Consider the following 26,605-nt stretch of genomic DNA (forward strand, 5'->3'; position numbering starts at 1 on the left):
ATTTGCGCGGTATTATCCGTCGAGCCATCGTCGACGATGATCGCCTCCCAATCAGCAATGCCCTGGCCGAGGAGGCAATCGAGCGCTTGTGTGAGCGTGACCTCGGCGTTCCGCGCAGGCACCACGATTGAAACCAATGGATTATGCGCCACGTTGTCTTACCCCCGCCTGGTTCGTAAGTGGTGGAACAAGTTGCGTTGATCTTTGTCGGCTTAGGCCGTCACGATCGACGCCGATCCATTCGACCCATCGTCCACAACGACTATATCCAGTATCTGGTAGGTCTGCCGGCGGATGCCGGCATGCATTGCGCCGATGTTTTGCTCGACATTGAACAGCGGTACCACACTGCTTTGCGGTAGCATTATTCTGGATCATCGAGCTTTCGTTTTCTTCGGCAAGAGTCGGCGAATGTCAGAACCGGATAACGGCATCGGATGGCAGCTCTGCCCTGTCAAGATCGGGGCGAATTAGGGGCAAGAAAAAAGACTTGAAGACAGGCTTGAACGGCAAGCGCTCATGCCCGACGCCTTAGAGCTGCGGCCCTCGGCAAAAAAGATGATCGCGGCGAAGACGAGAGCGCAAGTTGATCCGGATCGACCCACTCGGAACCGCGGCCGAACTGCGAGCGCCGCAGTTGCTTGATGATGGATCCAAGGCGCTCGAAATTCACGCGCGAACCGGCTTAAGCCGAAAAGATTCCGGCTTGCGAGCCGGGTATTTTGCTGACATCTTTATAAGTTGCTAAATTAGTACGGTGGCTGCTGTTCAAATGAAGGGTATAGGGATGGCTAAGGAATCTTCGAGTACCGCTTCTCCGGCAAATAAAGCGGACGCAAATCTGACAAGTAATGCAGAGGGAAACGGGCTGGCCTTCATGGCGGGCCAGGCTCGCGAGAGCGGGACCCCCGGCGACGCTGTAGGTGTCGACAAGATACGTGATCTGCTGTTCGGCAACCAGATGCAGGACTATGACCGCCGCTTTTCCAAGCTTGAAGAACGGGTATTGCAGCGCTTCAAGGATGTCGAATCCGAGGCCAAGCGCAATCTTGAAATGTACGAGTCAAATGCGAAAAAGCAGGTCGACTCGCTTGCGGCGCAATTGCGGAACGAAAAAGACGCGCGAGCCGACGCCGACAAGGAGATTGACCGGAATCTTCGCGAGCAAAATCAAGCGCTTGAAAAGCAGGTGCGCGCGTTGTCGGATCAATTGAACGAGCTTGAGCGCGAAATTGCGGACCGGATAAATCGAAACGATCATTTGCTGCGTGAGGAAATCAAGCAAAAGAATGAAGGCATTCAGATGCTGATGGAGAAAATGTTTTCCGATCTCGGCAACGTCAAGACCGACCGAAATCTTTTGGCTGGCCTGTTTGTCGAGGTTGCAAAATGTCTGAACCAGGATCCCGTCGGCAGCAAGAACAACTCGGAGCGTAGCTGGAAAGTGAGTTGATCGGAACTTGACGTCGACCGTCGACCCAATCAGCCTTCCACAAAAAACAGCCTCGAACGATACAGAGATTGATCGCGAGGCTCTGGCCCGTCTTTTGATCGAAATTGCCCGGAACGTTGATCCGGACTACCGTGCGCGTCTCGGCGGAGTTCCAACCGCCGATCCTCGCATGGAAACGCTGCGCCAGTTGCTGGTCAGCCGCGAAATTTCGGAGCTTTCACGAGTTACGCATCTGCTCGACGAACCGGAGCAGCTTGCGGCAGCCGTGGGCGACGTGCTTCCCAGTGCGGCCGCACGAGCGCCTCATGCGCAACTCGGCGAGGCCCTTGCGCCGGCTGTCGAAAGGGCTGTGCAGCGGTCCATCCAGAAGAGCCCGCGCACGCTGACGGATATACTATACCCGGTGTTTCTGCCGGCAATTCGCAAGTCGATCGGGGAAAAGATCGACCAGACTTTTCAGTCGCTGAATGAAACTTTAAGACATATATTCACCTGGCATGGGCTCAAGTGGAGACTCGAATCCTGGAGGACTGGTGCTAGCTTCTCTGAAGTTGTGCTGAAGCATTCTCTTATCTATCGTGTAGAGCACGTCTTTCTCATTAATCGCAATTCAGGTCTTTTGATAGCGCATGTAACTGCGGACAATGCGACGAGCGAAGATCCTCAACTCATTTCTTCGATGCTCAGTGCAATTCAAGATTTTGTGAAAGATTCATTTAACGAGAAAGAGCAGAGCGGCCTGGACACAATTCGCTTTGGCGACCTTCGTCTCTGGTCGGAAGTTGGACCGTTTGCGACCCTGGTTTCGGTGATCCGAGGAAATCCGCCAGAAGAACTGCATGAAATAGTTCGCGATGTATTGCTTCGTATCCATGAGGAATGCTCGCAGGCTTTAGTGGAGTTTGACGGTGACAGTTCGCAGTTGGCCGGCATAGAGGCGCAGTTGCAGACCTGCGTCGAGCTGAAGCAGGAGGAGTCAAACGAGGGTTTTCCGTGGCTGGTGGTAGCTCTGGCTCTGCTGCTTTTGAGTCTGGCTGGCGGTTGGTTCTTTCTTTCCTGGCAATCCGGGCAGCGATGGCAGGCCTACGTATCGCGACTGGAGACCCAGCCGGGCATCATCGTTGCCGAACAAGAGATACGCGGCGGCCAATTTTATGTTGCCGGCCTGAGAGACCCGCTTGCCGCCGACCCGCAAGCTCTGCTGTCCGGAACGCACGTCGATCCTGCCCGGGTTCATTCGCAGTGGCAATTTTATCAGAGCCTTGAACCGGAGTTCGTGTTGAAGCGGCTGACGGCGTCGCTGGCTCCGCCGGATTCAGTACGACTTTCGGTCGTCGATGATCGCCTCGTTGCCGAGGGTGAGGCTCCCGATAGCTGGATAGATCGGGCGCGCGCAGCGGCCCGACAGCTTTCGGCAGGCGGGCCAGTATTCGATATCTCAAGGGTCCGCGATGTAAGCCCCGAAGCACGCGCGGCAGAGCACTGGCAGGCCTACGTGTCGCGACTGGGGACCCAGCCGGGCATCATCGTTGCCGAACAAAAGATACACGATGGCCAATTCTATATTGCAGGGCTGCGAGATCCGCTTGCCGCCGACCCACAGTCGCTGTTGTCTGGAGCGCAGGTTGATCCTGCCCGCGTTCATTCACAGTGGCAATCCTATCAGAGCCTTGAGCCGGAGTTCGTGTTGAAGCGGCTGACGGCGTCGCTGGCTCCGCCGAACACAGTGCGGCTTTCAATCGTCAATGATCACATCGTTGCCGAAGGTGAGGCTGCTGCCACGTGGATCGACCGGGCGCAGGCCGCAGCCCGGCAGCTTTCAGCAGGCGGGCCGGTATTCGATATTTCCGGGGTCCGTGACCCCGAAGAACGCGAGGCGGAGCGCTGGCGGGCTTATGTGTCGCAACTGGAGACCCAGCCGGGCATCATCGTTGCCGAACAAAAGATACGCGACGGCCAATTCTACATCTCCGGCCTGAGAGACCCGCTTGGCGCCGACCCGCAGTCGCTGTTGTCCGGAACGCAGGTCGATCCCGCCCGGGTTCATTCGCAGTGGCAATTCTATCAGAGCCTTGCGCCGGAGTTCGTGTTGAAGCGGCTGACGGCGTCGCTGTATCCGCTGAAATCGGTTCGGCTTTCGATCGTGGAGGGTCGCATCGTTGCCGAAGGTGAGGCTCCCGACACCTGGATAGATCGGGCGCGCGCAGCGGCCCGACAGCTTTCGGCAGGCGGACCGGAATTCGACATCTCCAAGGTTCGTGATGTGAGCCCCGAAGCACGCGAGGCGGAGCACTGGCAGTATTATGTATCGCGACTTGAGGCCCAACCGGGAATCATCGTCGCCCAACAAACGGCGAGGGGCGGCCAATTCTACATTTCCGGCCTGAGAGACCCGCTTGCCGCCGACCCGCAAACTCTGCTGTCCGGAACGCAGGTTGATCCTGCCCGCGTTCATTCACAGTGGCAATTCTATCAGAGCCTTGATCCGAAGTTCGTGGTGAAGCGGCTGACGGCGTCGCTGTCCCCGCCGAAATCGGTTCAGCTTTCGATCATCCAGGGTCGCATCGTTGTCGTGGGTGAGGCTTCTGCCGGCTGGATCAACCGGGCGCAGGCCACCGCCGAACAACTTTCGGCGGACGGAGTGGTTCTGGATGTCTCGCAGCTGCGTGAGCTGAACCTTGCAGATCTTAATTATTTGAGAGAAGCCATCCAGGCGACCGATATTTTCTTCTCTTCCGGCAAAGTTGTGCCGGGACCGGAGCAGTTGCCGGTTCTCGACAGGTTGGCGGATCAAATAAAGGAATTCGCCCAAGATGCCCGCAAGTCAGGCGTAACAGCACGGTTCATGTTGACCGGGCATTCGGACACCACGGGCCGTGAGACGGCCAACGCGTCGATCAGTGCAGCCCGCGCCGAGACAGTTCGTGCGCTTCTCAACAAACGCGGCGTCGCTCCGGAACTGCTGCTGGTTCGGGGCGCGGGCACTTTTGAGCCGCTGGTGCCTGAAAATAGTCAAACCGGGAGCTCCACCAATCGCCGGGTTTCGATTACGGTAAACCTGGACTAGTGGAGCCAAGGATGTTGCAAAAAAAGATCTGCATGCTGGGCGGGTTCTCTGTCGGGAAGACGAGTCTGGTGCGCAGGTATGTGCAGAGCATCTTTTCAGAAACCTACTTGACCACGGTGGGAGTGAAAATCGACAAGAAGAGTGTCGCGCTCCCGGACAAAACCGTGGATCTGATTTTGTGGGATTTAGCTGGTGAAGACGATATCGGCTCATTCCGCGTCAGCTATGTGCGAGGTGCAACCGGGCTTGTGCTTGTCGTCGATGGAACGCGCGCCGCCACTCTTGCCGTGGCGCTAACGCTGCGCGAACGGGTCGAGGCCGAATTCGGCGCCATGCCGTTCGTGGTGCTGTTCAACAAATCCGATCTGGCCGATCGGTGGGCAATATCGGATAGCGAGATTGACGAACTGAGGCAGCGTGGATGGCAAATCTATCTAACGAGTGCGCTCTCGGGTGAGAATGTTGATGATGCGTTTCGTCAACTTGCTTTGATGGTAACCAAATAGACCATGCATGGATTGCCACGAGAAGTCAGCAGCTGGATTTTCAATTTCTTCTACAATGGGAACTCGGTCGCATATCTGAAAATCGACGCCCAGCTTTGCATAACTGCTAAGGGCGGAAATATTGAACATTATGGACTCTCATCGCTTCGCATTGGCGAGCCTGTTGCCGAGCAGCTTGAATTCATGGAAGGTTTGCTGCCTTGCCCGGAGCTTCCGTTTCACATTGCCATGGTCGAGCTGCCCAGCGGGCGTGTCGCGGACCTTCATTTTTTTGCTGACAATGCCTGCGTGTGGCTGCTCTTTCTTGATGCCACTGCCGAACGCGACAATAGGCAGCGGCTTCAACAAAAGGCTTATGAAATGACACTCCTGCAAGAGAGGGAGCGTCAACTCAACGAGAAATTACAATCGACGAACGAGGCGTTGAGGAAGAGCCAGGAGGGGTTGGCGCGTGAATACCAGCGCGCCGAAACCCTGCTCCTCAACATTCTTCCGGCGTCGATCGCGGAGCGATTAAAAGCGCACAAAAAAATTGCTGACAACCACGCAGAAGTGAGTGTGCTTTTTGCCGACATAGTCGGTTTTACAGAACGAGCGCGGAGCGTCGGAGCCGTGACTACGCTCGCTATTTTAAATTACTTCTTCAAGGCGGCGGATCGGCTCTCGGAACGATACGGCTGCGAAAAGATCAAGACAATCGGCGATTGTGTGATGGTGGTCGCTGGCCTGCCCACCGCGCGATCCGATCATGCAAAGGCCCTCGCGCGCTATGCACTTGAGCTGCGCAAGGCGGTCAAGCGCGAACGCTTCGCAGGAGAACCGCTGAGACTCAGAATTGGAATTCACTCAGGCCCAATCGTCGCGGGCGTCATAGGCAAGAGGCGGTTCGCCTATGACCTGTGGGGCGAGACGGTTAATCTCGCCTCGCGTATTCAAACGTCCGCGGAGCCCGATGAAATCCGTATTTCGGATGCAACTCGCCAAATGCTTGGACCAAATTTTGCTTGCGACCCACTCGAGGAAACGGAATTGCGTGGTACAGGTCGTGTGCGAATGTGGCGGCTCCCGGCCTGATTTGCCGCACGGCAGTGCCGACCCTGGAGCCCACGCATCTCAAGCCCCAAGCTTTAACGCGAAGTTTTGACTAATGGTGACCTTCATTATCGGCATCGCAAATGGCAGCAATGCAGTCTTCCGACGCTCTATTGGGCGACTTGGGACACGGCTGACATCAGTTCCTGCGGGTTTGGCGCCCCAAACATGTATCGCCCACCTTCTGGAACCTCCGTGAAGCTCCAGCGAACGATCCCTTGCCGGTCCAATAGGAACTGACCGATCAGTTGTCCGTGTCCCGTCGCCATCATCTGCTCGTCGGCTTCGGTCACTTCGTAATTGTCCTTCTTGTCGAGGAATTCGCTGGCCGCAAAAGGATCCATGGGACCGGGCAACTCGCTCGGCATGACGACCCGCATATCCTTTGCAGCTGCGATCGAGACCTTGTACGGCCAGTTCGTCTCGTTTTGGGTGAATTCGAGATTGGGCAGTCCAAAAGCACGATGTGAAGCGCGTTCAGGGTCTGAGGCCGCAAGCAGGTTCGGCATCGGGTGGTAGCGGAAATAGAGACGCGCCCGTTCGATCGGCGTGTTGACCACCGTCAGGCTCTCCACGCCCTTTTCGCGCAGCTCCGGATCAAGCCGCGCCTGGGCGGCGATATGGCGGCGGCAAAACGCACAATGCAGACCTCGAAACAGACCGACCAGCACCGGTTTTTGTCCGCGAAAGTCGTCAAGCGCGATCTTGCCTTCCTGGGTAATGGCGTCGAGTACCAAGTTCGGCGCTCGGTCTCCCGGTTGAAGTGGCAACAAGTCACTATGCGCGGACATTTCCAACCTCCAACCCCGGCTAGTCGAGAAAGGGCAGCACCACAAGCGCTTCCGGGTCGAGCCCGTGCTGGGCGCATATACCCTGCGCCAGGGAAAAGTACCGTTCGGCCTCAGCCAGATTGTCGAGGTCGAGATTAAGCGTTGCGAGACCATCATAGCACGGAAACAGCAGTTGGGGTTCGCCCGTTTCGCGGGCTACGTCCAGTGCTTCCTGGAACAAGCCAACGGCCAGTTCCGGACGGCCGTTGCACTGGTGGATCTGCCCAAGCACAATCAACGGCACCGGCAGGTGCTCTCGCTGGTCGAGTGCCCGGTCGATCTCGATGGCTTTCTCGGCAGCAGGCACGCCCTCTGTTGGACAGCGATCCGTGAAAGTACAACAAGCGACCGCCAGATTGGCGAGAAGGCGCGCCTGGAAGCCCAAATCACCAATATGGCGCGCGACTTCAAGACCGCGCCGACAGACCTCCATCGCCCGTGCTGGATCGATGGTCGTGTAAAGCACGCCGAGATTGGTGTAGCCGCGGCAGGCCGCGCCCAGCAGACCGGCGGCTTCGGCCAATTCAATGCTGTGCTCGACCTGACCCACGGCTTCACGGTTTCGCCCAAGGCGAGCCAGCGCGACAGCCTTGGTATTGAGGGCCTCGGCGGTCACAAGAGTGGCCTCACGCCCTACATCGGAGACATGCTCCGTTGTCAGAGTGCGTACGCAGTCCAACGCCGCGTCTGCCCATTTTGCCGCGAGAGCGTGATCTCCGCTACGGAACGCCTGTCGGCCACGTTCTTCCCAGAGATGCGCCTGCTCGATCGGAGCATCCGCTCCATCGAGGAGCGCTGCCGCTTCAGCGTAGCGGGATTCTGCTTTGTCCCGCTTGCCGACGTCCCAGAGCAGCCGACCGATCTTACGCAAAACTCGCGCCGACGCTACGCGATCGGCCGACTCGCGGTATGCCTGCAACGCCGCTTCGTAGTGGCGGTGAGCGATCTCGCGGCGGCCCGCCGGGCCGCTCAAATCGGCAATGCGCTCGGCAATTGTCAGTTTGAGCGGTGTTTGCCCGGTCGCCTCCAACGCAGTCAGTGCTCGCTCGTAGAAACGAAGGGCGTCGTCGTTGGCGTATATCATGCGAGCGCGATCACCGGCCGCCTGCAGGTAATGCGCGCCCTTCTCCCGCTCGGCGCTCTGTGCGAACTGATGACCGAGCACGGTCAAATCCTCGAGCCGTTCCGGATTATCGCCGCACAGTTGCTCCAAGGCAGCACCTATCCGCCCGTGGATTTCGGTCCGGCGTTGCAGGAGCAGATTCTGGTAGATCACGTCCTGCAGCAAGGTTTGAGTAAAGCGATAGCTTTGCGACGAGACAGAGCCTGATCCGGCAACTTCCTCAATGATTTCCGCATCGCAAAGCAGTTCGCAGCCGGCTTCTAGCCGGGCGGGGTCGGCTGTCACGGTCTTCAGAAGTGTGGCATCGAAGCGTGGGCCGATTACCGCGGCTTCCTGGGCCAACCGGCGCACCTCTTGTGGCAGCCGGTCGACGCGGGCAAGCAACATTGCCTGGATAGTGGCGGGAATGTCGGTTGCGACTTCGCCTGCCACAGTCCGCCATTGCTGGCCCTCGCGCATCAGTACACCGCGATCAATAAGGCCGCGAACGATCTCCTCTACAAAAAGAGGGTTGCCGCCCGCTCGCTCGAGGATCTGATCGACGAGCCCTCCTGCGGAGCTTACCCAGCTCTCGCCGAAAAGCGCCGCCAGCAGGCTGCGTCCTTCATCGCTGTTGAGCGGCGAAAGCCTGAGCGCCGTGTGACTGACCCGACTTGAGTCGAGCTGGCCGCTGTCCGGCGCCGAGCGATGCGTGACCAGCACCATCAACCGCGTGCGTTCCAACCTGTCCATCACGAAACGTAGTGCCTCGAGCGAAACGGCGTCGGCCCAGTGCAGGTCTTCGACGACAATCAACAGCGGCGACAACGCAAGCCGCCGTTCTATGATGGTGCGGACCGCGTAGAGAATTTGCCGCCGTAGCTGCTCGGGTTCGACATGCTGCAAGGTGGCATCGGGGTCGCCAAGGCCAAGCACATGGTAGAGCAAAGGCATCAGCCGCTTCGCCTCCTCGCCCTGCAGGCCGAGATCGGCAAGCAAGCCTGCGAGCTTCCCCCGCATTTCGTCCCCATTGTCGTTTTGCATCATCCCGGCAGCACCGCGCACCACTGCACCCAAGGCGCCAAATGATTGTTCGCCCAGCGGTGAGCACGTGGCCTGTCGCACGGCGACGTTGCGAAAACGGTCCTCGTCGCCGACACGGGCGACGAACTCCTTCACCAGCCGCGATTTCCCGATACCGGCTTCTCCGACGAGGCGGACAAGTTGGGCCGAGCCGCCGCACGCCTGGTCAAGGCTCGCCAGCATTCTATTGAGCTCCGCAGCACGACCTATCATCGGCGCGCTGAGGCCGAGCGCCTCGAGCCCACGCGCTGCACGCGGCGCCGCAAGCGGTGCATCCAGTCGATGGACGAGCACACTGCCAGCCTTGCCGCGAAGCACGACATCACCCATCGACTCGTAAGAGAAGGCATGCCGGGTCAGCCTGTGAGTGAGTTCGCCTACCAGCACTTCACCCGGTGCGGCCAGCGATTGCAGGCGTTGCGCTGTATTCACCGTGTCGCCGGTCACCGAATAGGATTTGGCGGTGCCGATGCCTAATCGTCCAGTAACGACCGGACCAGTGTTTATGCCGATGTGGAGTAATAGAGGCGAGCCGGAGTGGGGGGCGCTTTCGCCGAGCCGCGCCGTCCGGGCGATCATGTCGAGAGCGGCGCGAAGCGCACGTTCCGGATCGTCCTCATGCGCGACCGGCGCACCGAACAAAGCGAGCAGTGCGTCGCCGATGAATTTGTCGACGAAACCACCAAAGTTTCGCACGGCCGCCGTCAATTCCTTGAACAGTTCGTTCTGCAGCGTTTGCATGACCTCGGGGTCGAGCTGCTCGCTGAGTGTCGTGAAACCGCAAAGGTCGGCAAAGAGGACGGTTACCGTCCGGCGATCGGCGTCAGAGATGGGATGCAGCCCTTCGTCGCTATCGATGTTCGCAAGCAGCGACGGAGTTCGAGAAGGCGGCACAATGGTTCGGCTTGGTGTCGGAGCAGGCCGTTCGACGGCTTTTGCGGGTGCACCGACGCTTGCCCCACATTTCGGACAGAACTCGAAATCAGGTGCGCAGGGATAGCCGCAACTGGCGCATGGCACGGGCTGGCGCTTGCCACACTTCGGACAGAAAGCGTAACCGCCCTCAACCTTGAAACCGCAGCCTGCGCAGTCCATCGAGCCAGACCTCACTAGGGGCCGTGACTGCGTGATCTCCTTACGCACTTCACGGCCAGGGTATTCACAAGCATGAACCGATAGCCGTCGACCGGCAAGCGGCAGCGCAAATGGGCATCGGGCGATCGGGTGGGGCCTGTGGCAGCGCGCAGCCAATTCGGGTTTCTGCGTGGCTGTCGGTTACGAAAGTTTCCTCTTGGTTCGGTCTTCCTGCTATCGTGGAGATGAGGAGGCGGACCCTTGAGCGAGAATCGTAAGCTAGCCGCAATCCTAGCTGCGGATGTGGTCGGATATAGCCGGCTCGCGAGCGCGGACGAAGATCGTACTTTGGCGAGGCTGCGGGCACTGCGCAGCGACCTGATCGATCCGATCATCGCAGTGCACCACGGCCGGGTGATCAAGCGCACCGGCGATGGGGCGCTGGTTGAGTTCCGCAGTGTGGTGGATGCCGTGCGCTGCGCCATAGAAGTTCAGAATGGTATGGTTGAGCGCAATGCCGGCGTGCCGCAGGACCGCCGTATCGAGTTCAGGATCGGCATCCATCTGGGAGATGTGGTCGAAGAAAGCGACGGCGACCTGATGGGCGACGGCGTCAACATCGCCTCGCGTTTGGAGGGACTCTCGGCGCCCGGCGCCATCTGCCTGTCCGAGGATGCCTATCGCCAGGTCAAGGCGAGGCTCGACCTCTCGGTCAGCGATCTCGGCAGCACACAGCTCAAGAACATCGCCGAGCCGATCCGGGTCTATTCGCTGCAAGTAGGCAGCGCCGCAACCAAGGCGGCCGCGACCTCGGAAACCGCGACGAGCCGGCCGGCTACGGCAGTGCCGCCGAAGCTGTCGATCGCCGTGCTGCCGTTCGCCAACATGAGCGGTGACGCCGAACAGGACTACTTCGCCGACGGCATCTCCGAAGACATCATCACGGCCCTGTCCAAACTGTCACAGCTCTTCGTCATCGCACGCAATTCGTCGTTCACCTTCAAGGGCCAGAACGTCCATGTGCAGGAGGTGGGCACGAAGCTCGGCGTGCGGCATGTCCTTGAGGGCAGCGTACGCAAGTCGGGGAACAGGGTGCGCATCACCGCGCAGCTCATCGACGCAACTTCGGGCGGCCATCTTTGGGCGGAGCGGTTCGATCGCGACCTGACCGACATATTCGCCGTGCAGGACGACGTGACGCAACAGATCGTTGGCGCGCTGGCCCTCAATCTGACTGAGGATGACCGTCAGCGGCTGGCGCCAGAGTACCCGCGCAACACGGAGGCGTATGACTATTTCCTGCGGGGCAGGGAGCTATGGCACCGGCTGACGAGGGAGACGAACGTCGCGGCCCGCGACCTCTTGCAACGTGCCATCGAACTGGACCCGAAGTTTGCCTCCGCCCACGCATTCCTGGCCCTCACGCACGGACTCGATTACCTGAACCGGTGGAGTGCGTCGCCGCCGGAATCGATGGCGCAAGCGGAAGAAGCCGCAACGCGAGCGGTAACGCTGGATGGCAGCGATCCCTGGGCGCACTGGGCGCTTGCTATTGCCAAGCTGTACACACGACGGCACGATGGGGCCATCGACGAGGCCGAGCGCGCGCTAGTCCTCAATCCGAACTTCGCCGAAGCGCACGTCGCCCTCGGCGAGGCGCTGTATTATTCGGGCAGATCCGAGGCCGCCCTCGAGAGTTTTGCCCGGGCGAAGATCTTGAATCCATATTTTCCTGATGTGCTTCTGCACTTCCAGGCTTTGGCCTTGTTTCAACTGGGAAGGTACGAAGAGGCCGTTGACCTCTTGATGCAACGGCTGGCTCGCAATGCTGTCACCGACGTCTCGCGGGCGCTTCTGGCCGCCAGCTACGGCCATCTGGGCCGTTTCGCCGAGGCCCGAGCGGCATGGCAGGAGGTGCTTCGCGTCAATCCCGACTACTCGCTGGAATACCGTCGCAAAGTCCTGCCCTACAAGAACCCTGCCGATTTCGAACTCGTGGTGGAGGGGCTCCGCAAGGCCGGTATAGTGCAATGACTGGTGAGGCCATGCGGCCGGATCAGACGCTATAGGCTTGGCCGATCTTGCGCCATCGCGCGTTTTCGCGAACCAGTTTCAGGTTGTCTGTGGTCTCGGCAAATGTCCGCGAACGGTATTGCCGGAGCAGGTCCGCGAAGAGCGCCCCTTCCGGCAGGCCGGCAAGCTGCTCGCGGACCGAGATCTTTTCATCGATGACACGCATGCCCCAGGCATTTTCCCGAACCTGCAGCTCCGCAGCCAAATCACGCTCTTCCGGCGCGCTTTCATCCAGCGCAGCCAGCACGATCGAGTGGAAAAGCGCTACATAGCCAATCTGTCTCAGGCCGCCCACAACCCGCACGCGCGGCAATATGGCAAGGACGAGAAACGTCAGGAACAAGTCCGGCAGCAGCACGCCCTCCAGCAACGCCTGCTGGAGATGCGGCCGCTCGAACGGGATGGAAAGGCCATGCGGCCTGTCAGGCTCGATCAGGTGCCCGTTCTCTAGGACGAGTTTGCGCACGCGCTGCTCGCGGATGCCCCAGAAATAGGCGGTGGCATTGGGCAGGAATCTGCCAAATGGGCCCGACGCGGCCTCTTGCAAGGCATGGTCGAGACGCTGGCGCCTTGCGGGCTCAAGAAGCAGCCTGGAAAGAAGACTGCCGTCTTGGTCCAGATGCCGCGTCATGACCGCCGCGGCGAGCCGATCATCGATAAAAACCGGCCGCGCCATGCCGGAACGATCCCAATCGGTGACCAGTTCCTCGTTGATTTCTGTCAGCGCATCGGCGGCGGTCGCAAACACCTTGTCCTGGCTGGCAAGCAGTGTACCCAGCCAGCGGCTGGCATCCGTTTCATCGCCCACCGCTTCGAGCGCGCGCTTGTTGAGGGAGACGGGACCGGCCACGCAGGCGCTTTTGCGGCACAGTTTGTGGCGCCCCATGCCAAACAGGTTGACCTTGTCGTCTCCGACATCGAGCCATCCGGGCCCCTCCCGGCCAATTGTCTCCATCGTCATCGTCGTTCCCATGAAGCCGACGAAGGCTGACAGCCGGTTTTCGACCGCGCCGAGCCAGGCAAACAGGAGGGCATCGAAGGTGATCCGGTCCATCAGAAGCAGGCAGTGCAGACCGGATTGAATCACCGGTCTGTGCTCGAACTCTTCGAGGGCCTTGCCGATCTCCTCAGGCTGCATAATTGCACCGAGGCGCTGATGCAGGACTTCGCGCAGGATCGAGCGGGCAGCGATCGCCGGGCCCGATGCAGGCCTTGCCACCGGCCGCCACAGATGGCGGGCGTAGTCGGAAACCGGAACATTCCAGTTCTGCTCGATGTCACGCACGACTTCCGGGCAGAGCAGCGACAGCACAGCCAGAATTTCCACGGGGGGGGCAGGGGCTGGGGCGAAGAGGGCGGTCATTAGAACCGCAACCGGGCCATGCTCAGGAGGTCGTGATACTGCCCGTTGGTAAAACCGGCCTTCACATGCCGGCCTTCAACCTGGAAGCCGTGGCTGGTGTAGAGACGGATGGCCGGTTCGTTGTCGGCATAGACGCTCAATTCGACCCGCTTCAGGGCGCGCCAGTTGTCGGCCACGTCAAGCAGCGCGCCAAGGATGGCAGAGCCGATACCCTTGCCGACAAAGCCATCGTCTAGGCCGATATTGATCTCGCCGATATGCGAACGGCGCGGCGAGCTTTGCACGACCAGGCTGCCGTGGCCGACGACCTTGCCGTCCAATTCGGCGACGATCCAGGTGGTTTCCTGGCCGGACTTGGCGATGCGCCGCTCCACCTGATCCACCGTCTCGAACGGCATCCTGAGCGTGCCCCAGCGGAAGCCCGGCATGTTGAAGATAGCGCAAAGCGCCTCCGCATCGTTTGGCCGGACGGCCCGGAGCTGCGGCTGGATTTTCTCGGATGGCGAGGTCGTGCTGGTCATGGCTTTCCCGGGCGAAGGCAATCGGCCCGGCACGATGCACCGGACGTCACCTGAAAATCCAGCCGTCTCTGCAGCCTATGCTGCCGATTGCGAACCAAAATACCGGGAGGCGGTGTAGAGTTTGAAGGCGCCGCTGATGCCGATCCAGCCGAAAAGGGCGAGCCAGCCCAAGGTAGCGGCCGCCGTCCAGTCGATCCGGTGCACCGCGGCGTCAGTGATAACGAGGCCAAGGATGGAAAGCAGGCCGACCAGAAATTGCGCCAGGCCTAGCACCAGCAATTCTTCGCGCGGCGCGTTTTTCCAAACGAGATACGTGCCGCCAGCGCCGGCGAGGAAGATGGCGCTGTAGACCTGGGCGTGGAAGGGATCGACCGTCCATGGCCAGGTGCTGCTGACCATCAGGGGAAACAGCAACATGCCAAAGCCATAGAGCCCAAGGATCGCCGTCTCCGCCAACATGTAGCTGCGCCATGCGGGGCTTAGGGTCACGCCTTTTGCTGACGGACGGGCTCTTGCCCGCCACAGGAACAACCCGGATACCGCGACCGAACCAAGATAGACCAGAAACCAGAGCCAGGTCGCTTTTCGCTCGAGGTTGAAATAGCCGAGATTGATCAACGAAACCGCCGACACGATGACGGTGAAGATGAAGGCCATGACCAGCACGAGCCTGCCCGGCGACCAGCGATTCCAGAACAAGAGCGCCGCCATCACTGCCATTTCGGCGGTGTAGAAGCCGCCGAGAAAGCGGGCACTGAATGGCGTGACGGGCCAAGGCCAGCGCGGCTTGACCAGCGCAGGCGCGAAAAACAGGCCGGCGCCGACGATCAGGACGATAATGACCCCTGCCGAGAAAAGCCGCAACGCCGCGGGAAATGGCGGGTTGTCGGGTGTCGGCACGGGAGAAAGCCCCAAAGATGACTGCGCCATGCACCCATCATAGTGCCGCTTGCGGCCGGTGAAAATCCGCCGAATGCAAATTGAGCTGTCACCAGATCTATCCATTCGAATGGCCGTTCCATCCCTTTCGACGTAAGATGGAGTGCGCGGACCGAAGACCGGTCCGGCCAACACGCCTGGGAGGCGCATTTTCCGGAGCCTGCACGATGACCGAAGCTCAGGACTTGTTCTCGCTTTTGCGGCAATCGACCGATGTCGATCCGCAGGCAATCGACGCGATCCGGCGAACCATCGCCGAGGGCAAGGACCACGAACTTTGCCGCATCAATGCGCTGGCCTTCGCCAGCAAGAATGGCCTCGACGAGGAACGCACCATCAGCGCCTTTCTCCATGCGGCGCGGGTGGGCATCTTCGACATCTCCTGGAATGTTCTGTGCCCCGGCTGCGGCGGCGTGCTCGACACCAACGCCACGCTGAAAACCATGCAGAAGGACGAATACACCTGCGCGCTGTGCTCCCAGGGCTATTCGCCGACCCTCGACGAGATGGTCGAGGTGACATTCACCATCAGTCCCCGCATGCGCAGGATTGCCGCCCACAATCCGCACGAACTGCCGTTGATAGAATACTTCCGCCAGATCTACTGGGCGTCCGGCGCCGATCTGCCGGACGAGGATTTCGCGGAGAAGATGGAAGCGTTCTCGCTGGAGGATATCGAGCTTGCGCCCGGTGAAAAGGCGGTTCTGCCCATACAGCTTCCGTCTGAATTCGTGATCGTCTTCGAGCCGGTCACGCATTCAGCGCAGTTCATCGACGCCAAGGGCGAACCAACAAAGGAGCGTCGAAGCCTCTCCTTGGTTTTCGACCGCGACCATGTCCAGAACCAGACCTTGGAGATGCAACCAGGCCCTTTGCGCATTTCGCTGGAAAACAGGACCGACACCCGTGTGCTGCCGACTGTCTTCATCGCCGGCCACGCATTGCATGATTTCCTGGGCAAGCGCCGGCCCTTCGTGACCGCCAAGCGCCTGCTAACCAACCAGACGTTCCGCGATCTCTATCGCACGGACACGCTCGACATCAACCAGCGGCTGAAGATCACCAGCCTGACCTTCCTGTTCACCGACCTGCGCGGATCGACCGAGCTTTACGAGCGGGTTGGCGATCTTTCAGCCTTCGATCTCGTGCGCGAGCATTTCCAGGTGCTGCACGAGATCGTCGCGGCGGAGGCGGGCGCGGTGGTGAAGACGATCGGTGATGCGGTGATGGCGACCTTCGCGACGCCTGATCGTGCGATTGCTGCGGCCCTCAGGATGCGCGATGCCATGCGTGCGCTCAATGAAAAAAGCGGGCGCGAGGATCTGCTGCTCAAGATCGGTGTCCATGCCGGCCCTTGCATCGCCGTGTCCATGAACGAGCGGCAGGACTATTTTGGCCAGACGGTCAACATTGCTTCACGGGTCCAGAACCTGGCCAACCCACAGGCGATCTTCGCCACCCGTGCGGTGGTCGACGACAATCTCACCGCCGATCTGTTGCGCAGGAACGCGCTGACGCCCGTGCCTCACGAGGTCTCGCTGCGCGGCATTGAGCGGGAGATCGCGGTGTATACAATCACCTGAGGAATTCCAGGGCAATTCCAGGAAAAGCGTGAAACGCTTTCTCTTGGGAATTGCGTTGGAGCAGCGTTTCCGTGAATCGCTCTCGGCCGCTCACACGCGCTTGCAGAGGAAATAACGATCGGCGGGCTCGGACGTCGGCGTCGGGAGGCGTTGCAGCAGCGGGTGATCGAGCGGCGTGCCACTGACCGCGAAGCCGCCGACGCGAAGCATGCTCGCAATCAGATCGGGAAGCCAGGTAGCGGTCACTGCATCGCGATCATCATAGCCGGTGCCGATGTCGGCATGAACAAGGGCGGCTTCGATGCCAATGAACTTGCGGGCAGTCTCGCGTATTTCGCCGAGCACGAGGTTTTCAGCTTCGGGAATTGAGCTGGCGTGTGCGCCGACTTCGCGATCGAACACCACGATCCGACGCCCGGGCAGGCGCTCGCGCAGATGGTGGAACGTCCGGCCATTGCCGAGGCCGAGCTCGAGCACCAGCCCTTCCATCTTCGCCACCTCGGGGCAGACGTGATCGAGAATGTCACGCTGCGCGGTCATCCTGCTGATGAAATTCTCGAGCCGACTCATATGCTTTTGTGTGTCCTGAACCAGATCAAGAGATCGGCAATGCCCGCGACAAGAACTGTTCACGAGTGCATCCCGAAGACGACGCGCCAAGCTCGATTGCGTGTCGGCACGTATAGGGGCGGATGATAAACACTGCAACAACCGAACTGGCTGCCGGCAGGGATCGTACCGGGTGGAGCCGGCGGCCCGGCGCGCGGCGGAATAGCGATCTCACTTGTAAGGGTCCGCGGCGTCCCGCAAGCCGTCGCCGAGGAAGTTGAACGCCAAGATGACGAGAACGACGGGGAGCATCGGCAAAAGTAGCCATGGATAGAATGCGATCACGCTGACGCTGCGCGCCTCGGTTAGCAGGATGCCCCAACTGGTTGTCGGTGGCCTCAGGCCCAGCCCAAGGAAGCTCAGCGCCGTCTCGCCCAGGATCATGCCGGGTATGGAGATCGTCGCCGTCGCGATCAGATGCGACATGAAACCGGGGATGAGGTGCCGCCGGATAATGCGGCTGCTGCTGGCGCCCATCAATTGCGCGGCCAGAACGTAATCCTCCTCGCGCAAGGCCAGAAGCTTTGAACGCACGGCCCGCGCCAGTCCGGTCCAGTGGAGCAGCCCGAGGATGACGGTGATGCCGAAATAGATCAGGATCGGACTCCAGGTAATCGGCATGATCGCCGCCAGAGCCAGCCATAGCGGAATGCTGGGGATCGATTGCAGAACTTCGATTATCCGTTGAACGATCAGGTCGAAGATACCGCCGTGATAGCCAGCCAGTCCGCCTATGACAATGCCGAGCAGGAAGCTGAAACTGATGCCGACAAGGCCAATTGTCAGTGAAATGCGTGCGCCATAGATGATACGCGACAGCACATCGCGCCCCAGCCTGTCGGTGCCGGCCAGAAAGAGCTGGCCGTTTTCGGCAGGACAGACAAAATGCCAGTCACCTTCGACCAGGCCCCAGAACCGGTAACTGTCGCCCTTGCAGAAGAAACGAATCCGCTGAACATCATCCTGTTTGTCGATGTAGTTCCGCTTGAGTGTTTCCATATCCAGCGTCATCTGGCGACCATAGACGAACGGCCCGACAAGCTGGCCGTTATGGAACAGGTGTACCCGCTGCGGCGGCGAATAGATGTAGTCCATGTTGCGTGTGTGCAGATTGTAGGGCGCCAGGAACTCGCAGATCAGTATCCCGAAATAGAGCGCTGCCAGAAATATGCCGGAGACAAGGGCAAGCCGGTGCCGTCGGAATTTCCACCACATCAGCCGCAACTGCGACGCCTGAAAGACCTTCGACTGCTCCGCCGTCATCGCCTCGACTGATTGCAGGTCAAAGGGCGCGATGGAAACGAAGTGTTGCAGTGGGGCACCCGGAGCGGGCAGGGGCGATTCCTTGTTCATTTGGTGCTGCCGCCCTGCAAACGAATTCGTGGATCAAGCAGCGCCAGCGCCAGGTCGGAAATCAGCACGCCGATGACCGTCAGGAAGGCGAGGAACATTAGGAACGAACCCGCCAGATACATGTCCTGGCTCTGCAGCGCCTTGATCAGCATCGGCCCAGTCGTTTCCAAGGACAACACGATCGCCGTGATTTCGGCACCGGAGATGATGGCCGGCAGGATGGAGCCGATGTCGGAAATAAAGAAATTGAGCGCCATGCGCAGCGGATATTTGACCAGTGCCTTGAACGGATGAAGGCCTTTGGCGCGCGCGGTCACGACATATTGCTTGTGAAGCTCATCGAGCAGATTGGCGCGCAGCCGCCGGATCATGCTTGCCGTGCCGCCGGTGCCGATGATCAAGACCGGGATCCAGAGATGGGCGAGGATCGACTTCGCCTTGGCCCAGCTCATCGGCTCACTGAGATATTGCGGGTCCATGAGATGGCCGATTGAGGTGCCGAACCAGATATTGGCGAAATACATCAGGATCAGCGCCAGCATGAAATTCGGAATGGCAAGGCCGAGAAGGCCGAAGAGAGTAAGGCCGTAGTCGCCCCAACTGTATTGATGCGTGGCGGAGTACATGCCGATGGGAAAGGCGATGAGCCAGGTGAAGATGATCGTGACGAAGGAAACCAGCACGGTCAGCCACATTCGGTCCCCGACGACGTCGCGAACCGGCAGCTCATACTCGAAGGAATAGCCGAAATCGCCGTGCAGCATCCCGCCGACCCAGTAGAAATAGCGAATGACGGGCGGCTGGTCGAAACCATATTCCTTCCGCATCATTTGGATGCGATCGGAATCCACCGCTTCGCCCTGAGCCCGAAGCTCGGAAACATAGCTGTCGAAATAGTCGCCTGGGGGAAGTTCGATGATCGTGAACACCAGCGCCGATATGATCAGCAGCGTTGGAACCATCACAGCGATGCGCCAGACAATATATCGAAACACGCTCAGGACTCTCCAAGCCAGAATGTATCCGGCATGTAGACACCGAAATAGGCGGTCGGGTCATAGCCGTAGAGCGCCTTGTCAGGCAGATTGCGCAGCCGCGAGGACACCAGAACCGGCTGATGCGTTCCGTTCACCGTGCCGATCGAAAACACCTGATCGGTGTAGATCGACAACATCGAATTCCAGATCTCGGCGCGCTCCGCGGCCTTGGTCGATCCGTTCCAGCGCTTGAGCAAAGCCATCAACTCGACCACTTCAGGAAGATCGGGCGCCTCACCCATCGTGCCATGGGACAGATAGTAAGTGCCCCAGAGCGGCCATTGCAGCTGGTCGTCGATGGTGGGGGCCAACTGGTACGGATTCATGTCGGAGGTCGGCACGCCATTGTCGATGCCCGACCACATCGACATCATGATCTGGCCGCCAAGTGCGCGGCTGCGGAAGATGTCGCGCTGCGAAGTCCGGACGAACAGGGCGATGCCGATCTGGCGCCAGTGATCGGTGATGAGTTCGAGCGCGTCGGTTTCCAGCGTGCTTTCGCCGGCCGTTTCCACTATGATCTGCGCGGGGCGTCCATCGGGAAGTACCCGCAGGCCATCATCGTCGCGCGCTTGAAGCCCGACCTCGTCGAGAAGGGCGTTGGCCTGGTCGGGATCATGGGCGATCCATGCGTTCGCGAATTCCGGCCGGTAGAGCGGGCTCTCCGGCAGGACCGTATCGGCGCTTTCCTGCGCCAATCCGTAGAACACGGCCAAATTGATCTCGCGCCTGTCCACAGCGAGGGAAAGCGCGCGGCGCACGCGCACGTCACGAAAAAGGCCACGCCACACCTGGTCGCCACAATTCAGATTGGGCAACAGCGCCAGCCGCGAACCCTGTGTGCGTTTCCACAGATGCATCTTCACCGGATAGCGCTTCTCCGCATCCTTCAGAAAAGAGTAATCGGCGAAGTCAATTCCCATGCTTTGCAGATCGCTCTCACCCGCACCGGTCTTGGCGGAAATGATCGCTGACGAGCTGACATTCATGACAATCCGGTCGACATAGGGCAGTTGCCGGCCATCATCGTCTATTCTATGAAAGAACGGGTTTCGCTCGAAGATGAACTGCTCAGCCGGCGGCTTGGTCCGGTTCTGCCAGGGATCGAGCGTCGGCAGCTCCGGGTTCTCCGGGCGATACTGCCGCGACATGCGGATATGCAGGAGCGTCCATTTCTGGACCCGGTTCTCCTTCATCAGGCCGGCGAGCCGGAATGGATCCTGGTATTTCTTGTGGAACTGCTTGAGATAGGCGGCCGGCAAAACAAGCGGTGTCGGCGAAGCAGCGGCAAGCTTGGGCAGGAAGTCGGGATTGGGCGCCTCCCAACTATAGCGGACAGTCAACGGATCGACGATCTCGAAACGTGGCGGCTTGCCGTCCGCCAGCAGGGCAGGGGCGAGCCCGCCTTGCGAAAGCTCATCATTCAGCCAGACATCTTCCCAGCAATAGCGAAAATCCTCCGGCGTCAGCAGGCTGCCATCGGACCATTTATGCCCTTCCCGAATCTTGAACGTGAAGATGCGATCATCCGCTGCGTCGAAGCTTTCGAGAATGTCGGCTTGCAAGTTAAGCCTTTCGTCATAGCCGACCAGGCGGGCATATCCGTAGATCGTCATCATCCGGATATCTTTCTGGCTGCCTATGATGGTACGCAGCGTGCCGCCATACTTGCCGGGTTGCCGGCCCATCGCAGCGAGATTCAATACGCGCGGGCTCTTGGGCAGGCGTTCGGCGAGTGCCGGCAGCGCCCTGGCCGTCAGCTGCGGCTGAAGAAAATCCGGCTCCAGATCGCCAGCGCGCGACGTGCCCGGCAGAAATGCCGAAGCCATGAGCCCAAGGACGGTGCGCCGGCTGATCACAGGCGTAGCTCGCTGAGATCGGCCGAACGGCGGGCCAGCACGAGGTGACCGCCGCCAAGATCGAGCGGCGACAGCACATCCTCTTCGCCCTCGTCGTGGAATTGCGGTCCCCATGCGCTGGCGTCGGAAGCGCCGCCGAGCTTCAGCGTCTTGAAATCCATCGGCCGGTCGAGATCGGGGAAAGGGACTGCGGCGACCAGTGAGCGCGTGTAGGGGTGGACCGGTTTCCTGAGCAGAATTTCGCGCGGCGCAAGCTCGACGATACGCCCGCCGCACATCACCGCGATGCGGTCCGCCATGTAGTCCACCACCGCCAGATTGTGGGATATGAACAGGTAGGTCAGGCCCAGTTCCTTCTGCAGGTCCTTCAGGAGGTTCAGGATCTGCGCCTGGACAGAGACATCGAGCGCCGAAACCGGCTCGTCGCAGATCAGGAGTTCTGGCCCCAGGGCCAACGCGCGCGCGATGCCGATACGCTGACGCTGCCCGCCGGAGAAACTGTGAGGATAACGCTTGATGAAGCGCGGATCGAGCCCGATCGCCTGCATCAGGCTCTTGACGGTGGCTAGTCGGGACGCGGCATTGCCACGTTGATGGATTTCCAGCGGCTCGCTCAAGATATTTTCCACCGTCATGCGAGGTGAAAGCGACGAAACCGGATCCTGGAAGACCATCTGGATTTTCGCGCGCAGCAGGCGCAGGGCGTCTCTGTCGCCTCCCAATACGTCGATCGGTCCATCGCGGCCATTGAAGATCACAGAGCCGCCGCTAGGCGTGACAGCCCGCATGAGCATCTTGCTGACGGTGGTTTTGCCGCAACCGCTTTCGCCGACCAGGCCCAGGCACTCACCACGCCTGATATCGAAGCTCACGCCGTCCACGGCGCGAACAGAGGTTTGACGATCCCCGCCGAACCATCCGGACTTGCGGATGGTAAAAACCTTTGTCAGATCCCTGACCGACAACAGGATGTCGTCCGGCCCCTTCGATGCCGGCGCCGTCTGCTTGCCCAGCAGGGTGCCGACGTTCACCGGCACCTCGCGGAGCGCCTTTAGCCTCTCGCCCGGCTTCAGGTCGAAATGCGGAACAGCTGCCATCAGGCCCTTCAGGTAAGGGTGACCTGGCCGGCGGAATATCGCCTCGACTGGTCCCGCTTCCATGATCTCGCCATGGTACATGACCACCACCTCGTCGGCGACATTGGCGACCACGCCGAGGTCGTGCGTGATCAGCAGCATCGCCATATTCAGCTTGCTCTGAAGCCCGCGCAGCAATTGTAGGATCTGCGCCTGGATGGTGACGTCCAACGCCGTCGTCGGCTCGTCGGCGATCAACAGGGCGGGCCGGCAGATAAGCGCCATGGCGATCATGGCGCGCTGACGCAATCCTCCCGAAAGTTCAAACGGATACATGTCGTAGGCGCGCTTGGGATTGGGAAAGCCGACAAGGCTGAGCATTTCCTCGGTCCGCGCCTTGCGCTCTGCCCGAGCCATCGGCGTATGAATCTGCAGGGATTCGCTGACCTGGTTGCCGATCGTGTGCAGCGGCGAAAGCGATATCATCGGCTCTTGAAAGATCTTGCCGATGCGGCTGCCCCTCAACGCCCGGATTTCGGGTCCATCACGCGGCATCTGCAGGATATCCTGTGTCGTGCCGGGCTTTTCAGGGTCGGAAAATAGGATACGGCCACGAACATGGGCTGTGTTCGGCAAAATGCCCATCACTGCCTGGCTGAGAACCGATTTTCCGGAACCGGACTCGCCCACAAGCGCGGTAACCTTGCCGGGAAGGACGCGAAGATTTGCGCGCCTGACGGCGTGCAATGGTCCCCCGATAATGGCAAAAGAGATGCCAAGATCTTCGACCCGTAGTAGATCAACGCCCGAATTCATTCTCACACCAGCCCCACTCTGGCAACGTCCAGAAAGCGAGAGACTAGCGCATTGCCAGTCTAGAGCAACTTGGATTCGACACGGTCGCCTGCGGCGGAACCGGCGACCGGACTGCTTACCAAAGGCGTTCGGATCAGATTGGGGTGGGCTACTGGAGCTTCCTCGGGTCGCCCGCCGACTGCCGTGCGGCATCGCGATGAAGCAGCATGACCTGCTCGGCCTCCGATCTCCGGTCGTAAATCGGCTCCAGCGCACCGTCTTCATCGAGTGAGAGAGCGCCCGACAGATCGGGTGAAAGCACCGTCAGCTTCTGCTTGATCCCCGCCAGTTCCTCGCTGCCGAGCGTCAGCCAGCTGCTGGCGCCGCAATAGCTGGCGAAGTCTTTGCTGGCGAGAACGCGGTGCGGATATTTCTTGGTCAGGGTCTGGAGGCGCTGGACCTCGTTTACAGCCGAGCCGAAGACAGAGAATGTGAGCCGGTCGGTAAGCCCGACATTGCCGAACATCACGTTGCCGACATGCAGGCCGATGCCAAATTTTATGTCGGACAACCCCTTTTCCTTCCTTCGCAGATTGAGATCCACCATGCGCGCGGTGGCCTTGTGCGCTGCCGCCAGAGCAGACTGGCAGGCGGTCTCGGAATGCGAGCGATGTCTTTCACAAGGGTAGACGGCAATGAAGCCATCACCTATGAAACTCATGATCTGCCCGCCTTTGCGATTGAAAGGTGTAGCAATGGCATCGAAAAACTGGTTCAGCGTATCGATGTAGATTTCGCGGCCAGAAGTTTCGGCAAGCCTTGTCGACCCGCGCATATCGGCCATGACCAGTGCGGCCCGGATTGTGTCGCCCTCGCCGCGCTTGATCTGGCCGTCCAGCACGCGTCTGCCGGCGTCGCCGCCGAGATAAGTGGTCATCATGTTGTCGGCCAACTTGGTGAGCACCGCCATTTTGGTTGCGATGGCGAGATGGTTTTGGATACGCAGCAGCGCCGAAATCATGCTCTCGCTGAAACCTGAAGCACTGTCGGTGGACCAGGACCCGATCATGCCCTGACTGGTATTGCCGTTGAAGGGATGGACGAAAGCCATGTAATCGGTCACGCCCATAAGCCTGAGTTCATCGAAAACAGGAAATTCCGACGGGACCGACGGGTCGAGCCGACGCCGCAGATGGTCGAGCTTGTTGCTGAGCAGATAGTAGTATGGGCTGGTCAGGAACCTGTCAGAATGAACGCCGTCCTTTTTGCGGAAGCCTTCCACTTCCATGCCTTGGCCGCGAATCCAGGTGAAGCCAAGCGCGTCATAAAGCGGATGAAGCATCGAAAAGCTCAAATGCACCCGCTTCAACGGCAGGCCGGCAGCAGCCAGCCGTTCGCAAAACCCCTTTACCAATGTTTCCAGCTCGTTGCCCGCCAGCGCCGACTGAGTCAGCCAGTCGGCAACCTTATCCATGAGAATTGTGGAAATTTCTGCTTGCGCCGTGCTCATACCACCTCGAAACCCGTCGAAGACGGAGCCATTATCCTTCGATCCGCCATAACACAGTCCGCCAGCGTGCCAAAGATGCCCAAAGTCAACGGGGTCGGCTTCGGCGGCAGAACGGCGAAGGAATTACCCGAATGACCGTCCTTGCAACCAAGGACAGGCTGCATTCATGTCTTGTGGCGTTATGTGGCGAAGCTGCGGCTGGAGTGCAATCACGATCCTGACATCCGGGCAAAAAATTTGCCGGCTGGGACGCCGTCAGGCCTTCACCACCGTCTCTCGGAGCAGCCCGAGACGGCCAAAAACATTGCGTGTGTCGACGATCAGAACGGCGTGATCAGCGATTGTCTGATAGTCGATCGCGTCATGGTCGGTTGCAACGACGACAGCATCGAAATCCTTCAAGGCCGCCTCGGTCAATTCGACCGAGCGGCGCCCCTTGATCGCCATATGCTCTCGTGTGGTCGGAATATCGGGAACATGCGGGTCGTGGAATTCCGCCTTGCCGCCCCATTCCTCGATGAGTTCAATGAGCCGCAATGAGGGGCTTTCGCGGATATCGGGCACATTCTTCTTGTAGGCGAGCCCTATGATGAGAATGCGCGAGCGGCTGAGCGCCTTGCCGCAGCGCCGGTCCAGCGCTTTCGCCAGTTCATCGACCACATGACGCGGCATAGCAGTGTTGATCTCTGCCGCCAGCTCGATGAAGCGGGTCGGCAGTTCATACTCGCGCGCCTTCCACGTCAGGTAAAAGGGATCGATCGGAACGCAGTGCCCGCCCAATCCGGGGCCAGGATAGAAAGGCATGTAGCCGAAGGGCTTGCTCTTGGCCGCCTCGATCACCTCCCAGATGTCGATGCCCATCGCGCCGAGCACGACCTTCAATTCGTTGACGAGCGCTATGTTGACCGAACGGAAGATGTTTTCCGTCAGTTTGACTGCCTCGGCGGTCGCCGTGCTGGAAACCGGAACGACGGTTTTGACCACGCCTTGGTAGAAAGCCTGCACGAGCGTCGCCGCTTCAATGCCGTCACCTGCCACGACCTTGGGGATCGTCGCGACTTCAAAGTTGCGGTTGCCGGGATCCTCGCGTTCGGGCGAGAAGCCGAGGAAGAAGTCTATCTTCGACTGCAAGCCGGTTTCTTCCAGTATGGGCTTGATCACGTCGTCGGTTGTGCCGGGATAGGTGGTAGATTCCAGCACGATGAGGTGGCCGAGACGCAGATGCTTTGCGATGACGCCAGTCGTGTTCCTGACAAAGGAGAGGTCCGGCTCACGGTTTTTCGTCAGCGGTGTCGGAACGCAGATGATGATGATATCGCAGACGGACAGTTCGGCAAAATCCGCTGTGGCGCGGAACCGTCCACTCGCCACGTGGCCGGCGAGGTCTGTCGACGTCACCGCCTCAATGTAGGATTGGCCGTTGTTCAGGCTCTCGACCTTCTGGGCTTCGATGTCGAAGCCGAAAACCGGGAAGCCGGCGCGTGCGACCGCAATTGCCAGCGGCAACCCGACATAGCCCAATCCGATCACGCCGACCTGCGCGGCGTGCGTCGAGATACGGTTCAGCAGACGGTCATATGCCGATCGTGAAGCGTCCAAAAATCTGCTTTCCCGTTAATTCGGATAGGCTGGTCGCTGCCAGGCGCGGCTTACCATGGTCCCAGGAACCATGCCCGAGGC

Annotated in this window: 21 protein-coding genes; 6 read left to right on the top strand and 15 right to left on the bottom strand. The window is 59.8% G+C overall.

What is annotated here, in order from left to right:
• The 3 genes from O7B34_RS30805 to O7B34_RS30810 form a co-directional block, all read right to left on the bottom strand.
• The coding region (locus O7B34_RS30805) for a glycosyltransferase family 2 protein (RefSeq protein ID WP_337149511.1) at positions 1–152 on the bottom strand (152 nt) is incomplete at its 3' end.
• Between the two features lie 60 nt (positions 153–212).
• Positions 213–365: a glycosyltransferase gene (locus tag O7B34_RS32280; protein ID WP_442921022.1), complete on the bottom strand. Its 153-nt coding sequence runs from the start codon at positions 363–365 to the stop codon at positions 213–215.
• A 152-nt stretch (positions 366–517) separates the two neighbouring features.
• Positions 518–673, bottom strand: coding sequence for a transposase (locus O7B34_RS30810; protein ID WP_337149482.1), 156 nt, complete (start codon positions 671–673; stop codon positions 518–520).
• A 114-nt stretch (positions 674–787) separates the two neighbouring features.
• Here O7B34_RS30810 and O7B34_RS30815 point away from each other — a divergent pair, with 114 nt between their 5' ends.
• Genes O7B34_RS30815 through O7B34_RS30830 form a run of 4 tightly spaced genes read left to right on the top strand, consistent with a single transcriptional unit; the run spans position 788 to position 6,100 of the window.
• A complete protein-coding gene (locus O7B34_RS30815; RefSeq protein WP_337149483.1) occupies positions 788–1,453 on the top strand; it encodes a hypothetical protein in 666 nt (221 codons plus the stop codon).
• A gap of 7 nt (positions 1,454–1,460) precedes the next feature.
• The gene (locus tag O7B34_RS30820) at positions 1,461–4,520 is read left to right on the top strand and encodes an OmpA family protein (RefSeq protein WP_337149484.1); all 3,060 of its coding nucleotides are present in this window, start codon (positions 1,461–1,463) and stop codon (positions 4,518–4,520) included.
• 11 nt (positions 4,521–4,531) lie between these two features.
• Complete coding sequence (locus O7B34_RS30825) at positions 4,532–5,026, top strand: Rab family GTPase (RefSeq protein WP_337149485.1); 495 nt, start codon at positions 4,532–4,534, stop codon at positions 5,024–5,026.
• 3 nt (positions 5,027–5,029) lie between these two features.
• Positions 5,030–6,100 (top strand): adenylate/guanylate cyclase domain-containing protein, encoded by a 1,071-nt coding sequence (locus tag O7B34_RS30830; protein ID WP_337149486.1) that lies wholly within the window; start codon positions 5,030–5,032, stop codon positions 6,098–6,100.
• A 128-nt stretch (positions 6,101–6,228) separates the two neighbouring features.
• On the opposite strand, the gene O7B34_RS30835 is transcribed toward O7B34_RS30830, so the two are convergent.
• Complete coding sequence (locus O7B34_RS30835) at positions 6,229–6,909, bottom strand: redoxin domain-containing protein (protein ID WP_337139421.1); 681 nt, start codon at positions 6,907–6,909, stop codon at positions 6,229–6,231.
• 19 nt (positions 6,910–6,928) lie between these two features.
• Complete coding sequence (locus O7B34_RS30840) at positions 6,929–10,228, bottom strand: ATP-binding protein (protein ID WP_337149488.1); 3,300 nt, start codon at positions 10,226–10,228, stop codon at positions 6,929–6,931.
• A gap of 240 nt (positions 10,229–10,468) precedes the next feature.
• Here O7B34_RS30840 and O7B34_RS30845 point away from each other — a divergent pair, with 240 nt between their 5' ends.
• Complete coding sequence (locus tag O7B34_RS30845) at positions 10,469–12,241, top strand: adenylate/guanylate cyclase domain-containing protein (protein ID WP_337149489.1); 1,773 nt, start codon at positions 10,469–10,471, stop codon at positions 12,239–12,241.
• 22 nt (positions 12,242–12,263) lie between these two features.
• Here the strand turns inward: O7B34_RS30845 and O7B34_RS30850 are convergent, their stop codons facing one another.
• From O7B34_RS30850 to O7B34_RS30860, 3 genes are all read right to left on the bottom strand, one after another.
• A complete protein-coding gene (locus O7B34_RS30850; protein ID WP_337149491.1) occupies positions 12,264–13,607 on the bottom strand; it encodes a hypothetical protein in 1,344 nt (447 codons plus the stop codon).
• 35 nt (positions 13,608–13,642) lie between these two features.
• Complete coding sequence (locus O7B34_RS30855; protein ID WP_337149492.1) at positions 13,643–14,164, bottom strand: GNAT family N-acetyltransferase; 522 nt, start codon at positions 14,162–14,164, stop codon at positions 13,643–13,645.
• A gap of 75 nt (positions 14,165–14,239) precedes the next feature.
• The gene (locus O7B34_RS30860) at positions 14,240–15,235 is read right to left on the bottom strand and encodes a hypothetical protein (protein ID WP_337149494.1); all 996 of its coding nucleotides are present in this window, start codon (positions 15,233–15,235) and stop codon (positions 14,240–14,242) included.
• A gap of 35 nt (positions 15,236–15,270) precedes the next feature.
• Between O7B34_RS30860 and O7B34_RS30865 the strand changes: the two genes are divergently transcribed.
• Positions 15,271–16,686 carry an adenylate/guanylate cyclase domain-containing protein gene (locus O7B34_RS30865; protein WP_337149495.1) on the top strand — a complete coding sequence of 472 codons (1,416 nt, stop codon included), beginning with the start codon at positions 15,271–15,273 and terminating at the stop codon, positions 16,684–16,686.
• Between the two features lie 90 nt (positions 16,687–16,776).
• On the opposite strand, the gene O7B34_RS30870 is transcribed toward O7B34_RS30865, so the two are convergent.
• The 7 genes from O7B34_RS30870 to O7B34_RS30900 all read right to left on the bottom strand — a co-directional run bounded on the left by O7B34_RS30870 (position 16,777) and on the right by O7B34_RS30900 (position 26,524).
• Positions 16,777–17,256 carry a class I SAM-dependent methyltransferase gene (locus O7B34_RS30870; protein ID WP_224589980.1) on the bottom strand — a complete coding sequence of 160 codons (480 nt, stop codon included), beginning with the start codon at positions 17,254–17,256 and terminating at the stop codon, positions 16,777–16,779.
• A gap of 210 nt (positions 17,257–17,466) precedes the next feature.
• Positions 17,467–18,648 carry an ABC transporter permease gene (locus tag O7B34_RS30875; protein WP_337149496.1) on the bottom strand — a complete coding sequence of 394 codons (1,182 nt, stop codon included), beginning with the start codon at positions 18,646–18,648 and terminating at the stop codon, positions 17,467–17,469.
• Positions 18,645–19,643, bottom strand: a complete 999-nt coding sequence (locus tag O7B34_RS30880) for an ABC transporter permease (RefSeq protein ID WP_337139430.1) — start codon at positions 19,641–19,643, stop codon at positions 18,645–18,647. The genes O7B34_RS30875 and O7B34_RS30880 overlap by 4 nt, the downstream gene beginning before the upstream one ends.
• Before the next feature lie 2 nt (positions 19,644–19,645).
• Entirely contained in the window at positions 19,646–21,514 is a 1,869-nt protein-coding gene (locus tag O7B34_RS30885) for an ABC transporter substrate-binding protein (protein WP_442921023.1), read from the bottom strand.
• A gap of 26 nt (positions 21,515–21,540) precedes the next feature.
• The gene (locus O7B34_RS30890) at positions 21,541–23,436 is read right to left on the bottom strand and encodes an ABC transporter ATP-binding protein (RefSeq protein WP_337149512.1); all 1,896 of its coding nucleotides are present in this window, start codon (positions 23,434–23,436) and stop codon (positions 21,541–21,543) included.
• Between the two features lie 148 nt (positions 23,437–23,584).
• Complete coding sequence (locus O7B34_RS30895; protein WP_337149498.1) at positions 23,585–24,925, bottom strand: adenylate/guanylate cyclase domain-containing protein; 1,341 nt, start codon at positions 24,923–24,925, stop codon at positions 23,585–23,587.
• A 255-nt stretch (positions 24,926–25,180) separates the two neighbouring features.
• A complete protein-coding gene (locus O7B34_RS30900; protein WP_337139435.1) occupies positions 25,181–26,524 on the bottom strand; it encodes a nucleotide sugar dehydrogenase in 1,344 nt (447 codons plus the stop codon).
• Positions 26,525–26,605: the final 81 nt, after the last annotated feature.

Origin of the sequence: Mesorhizobium sp. Cs1299R1N3, assembly GCF_037179625.1 — a bacterium.
Lineage (GTDB): Bacteria > Pseudomonadota > Alphaproteobacteria > Rhizobiales > Rhizobiaceae > Mesorhizobium > Mesorhizobium salmacidum.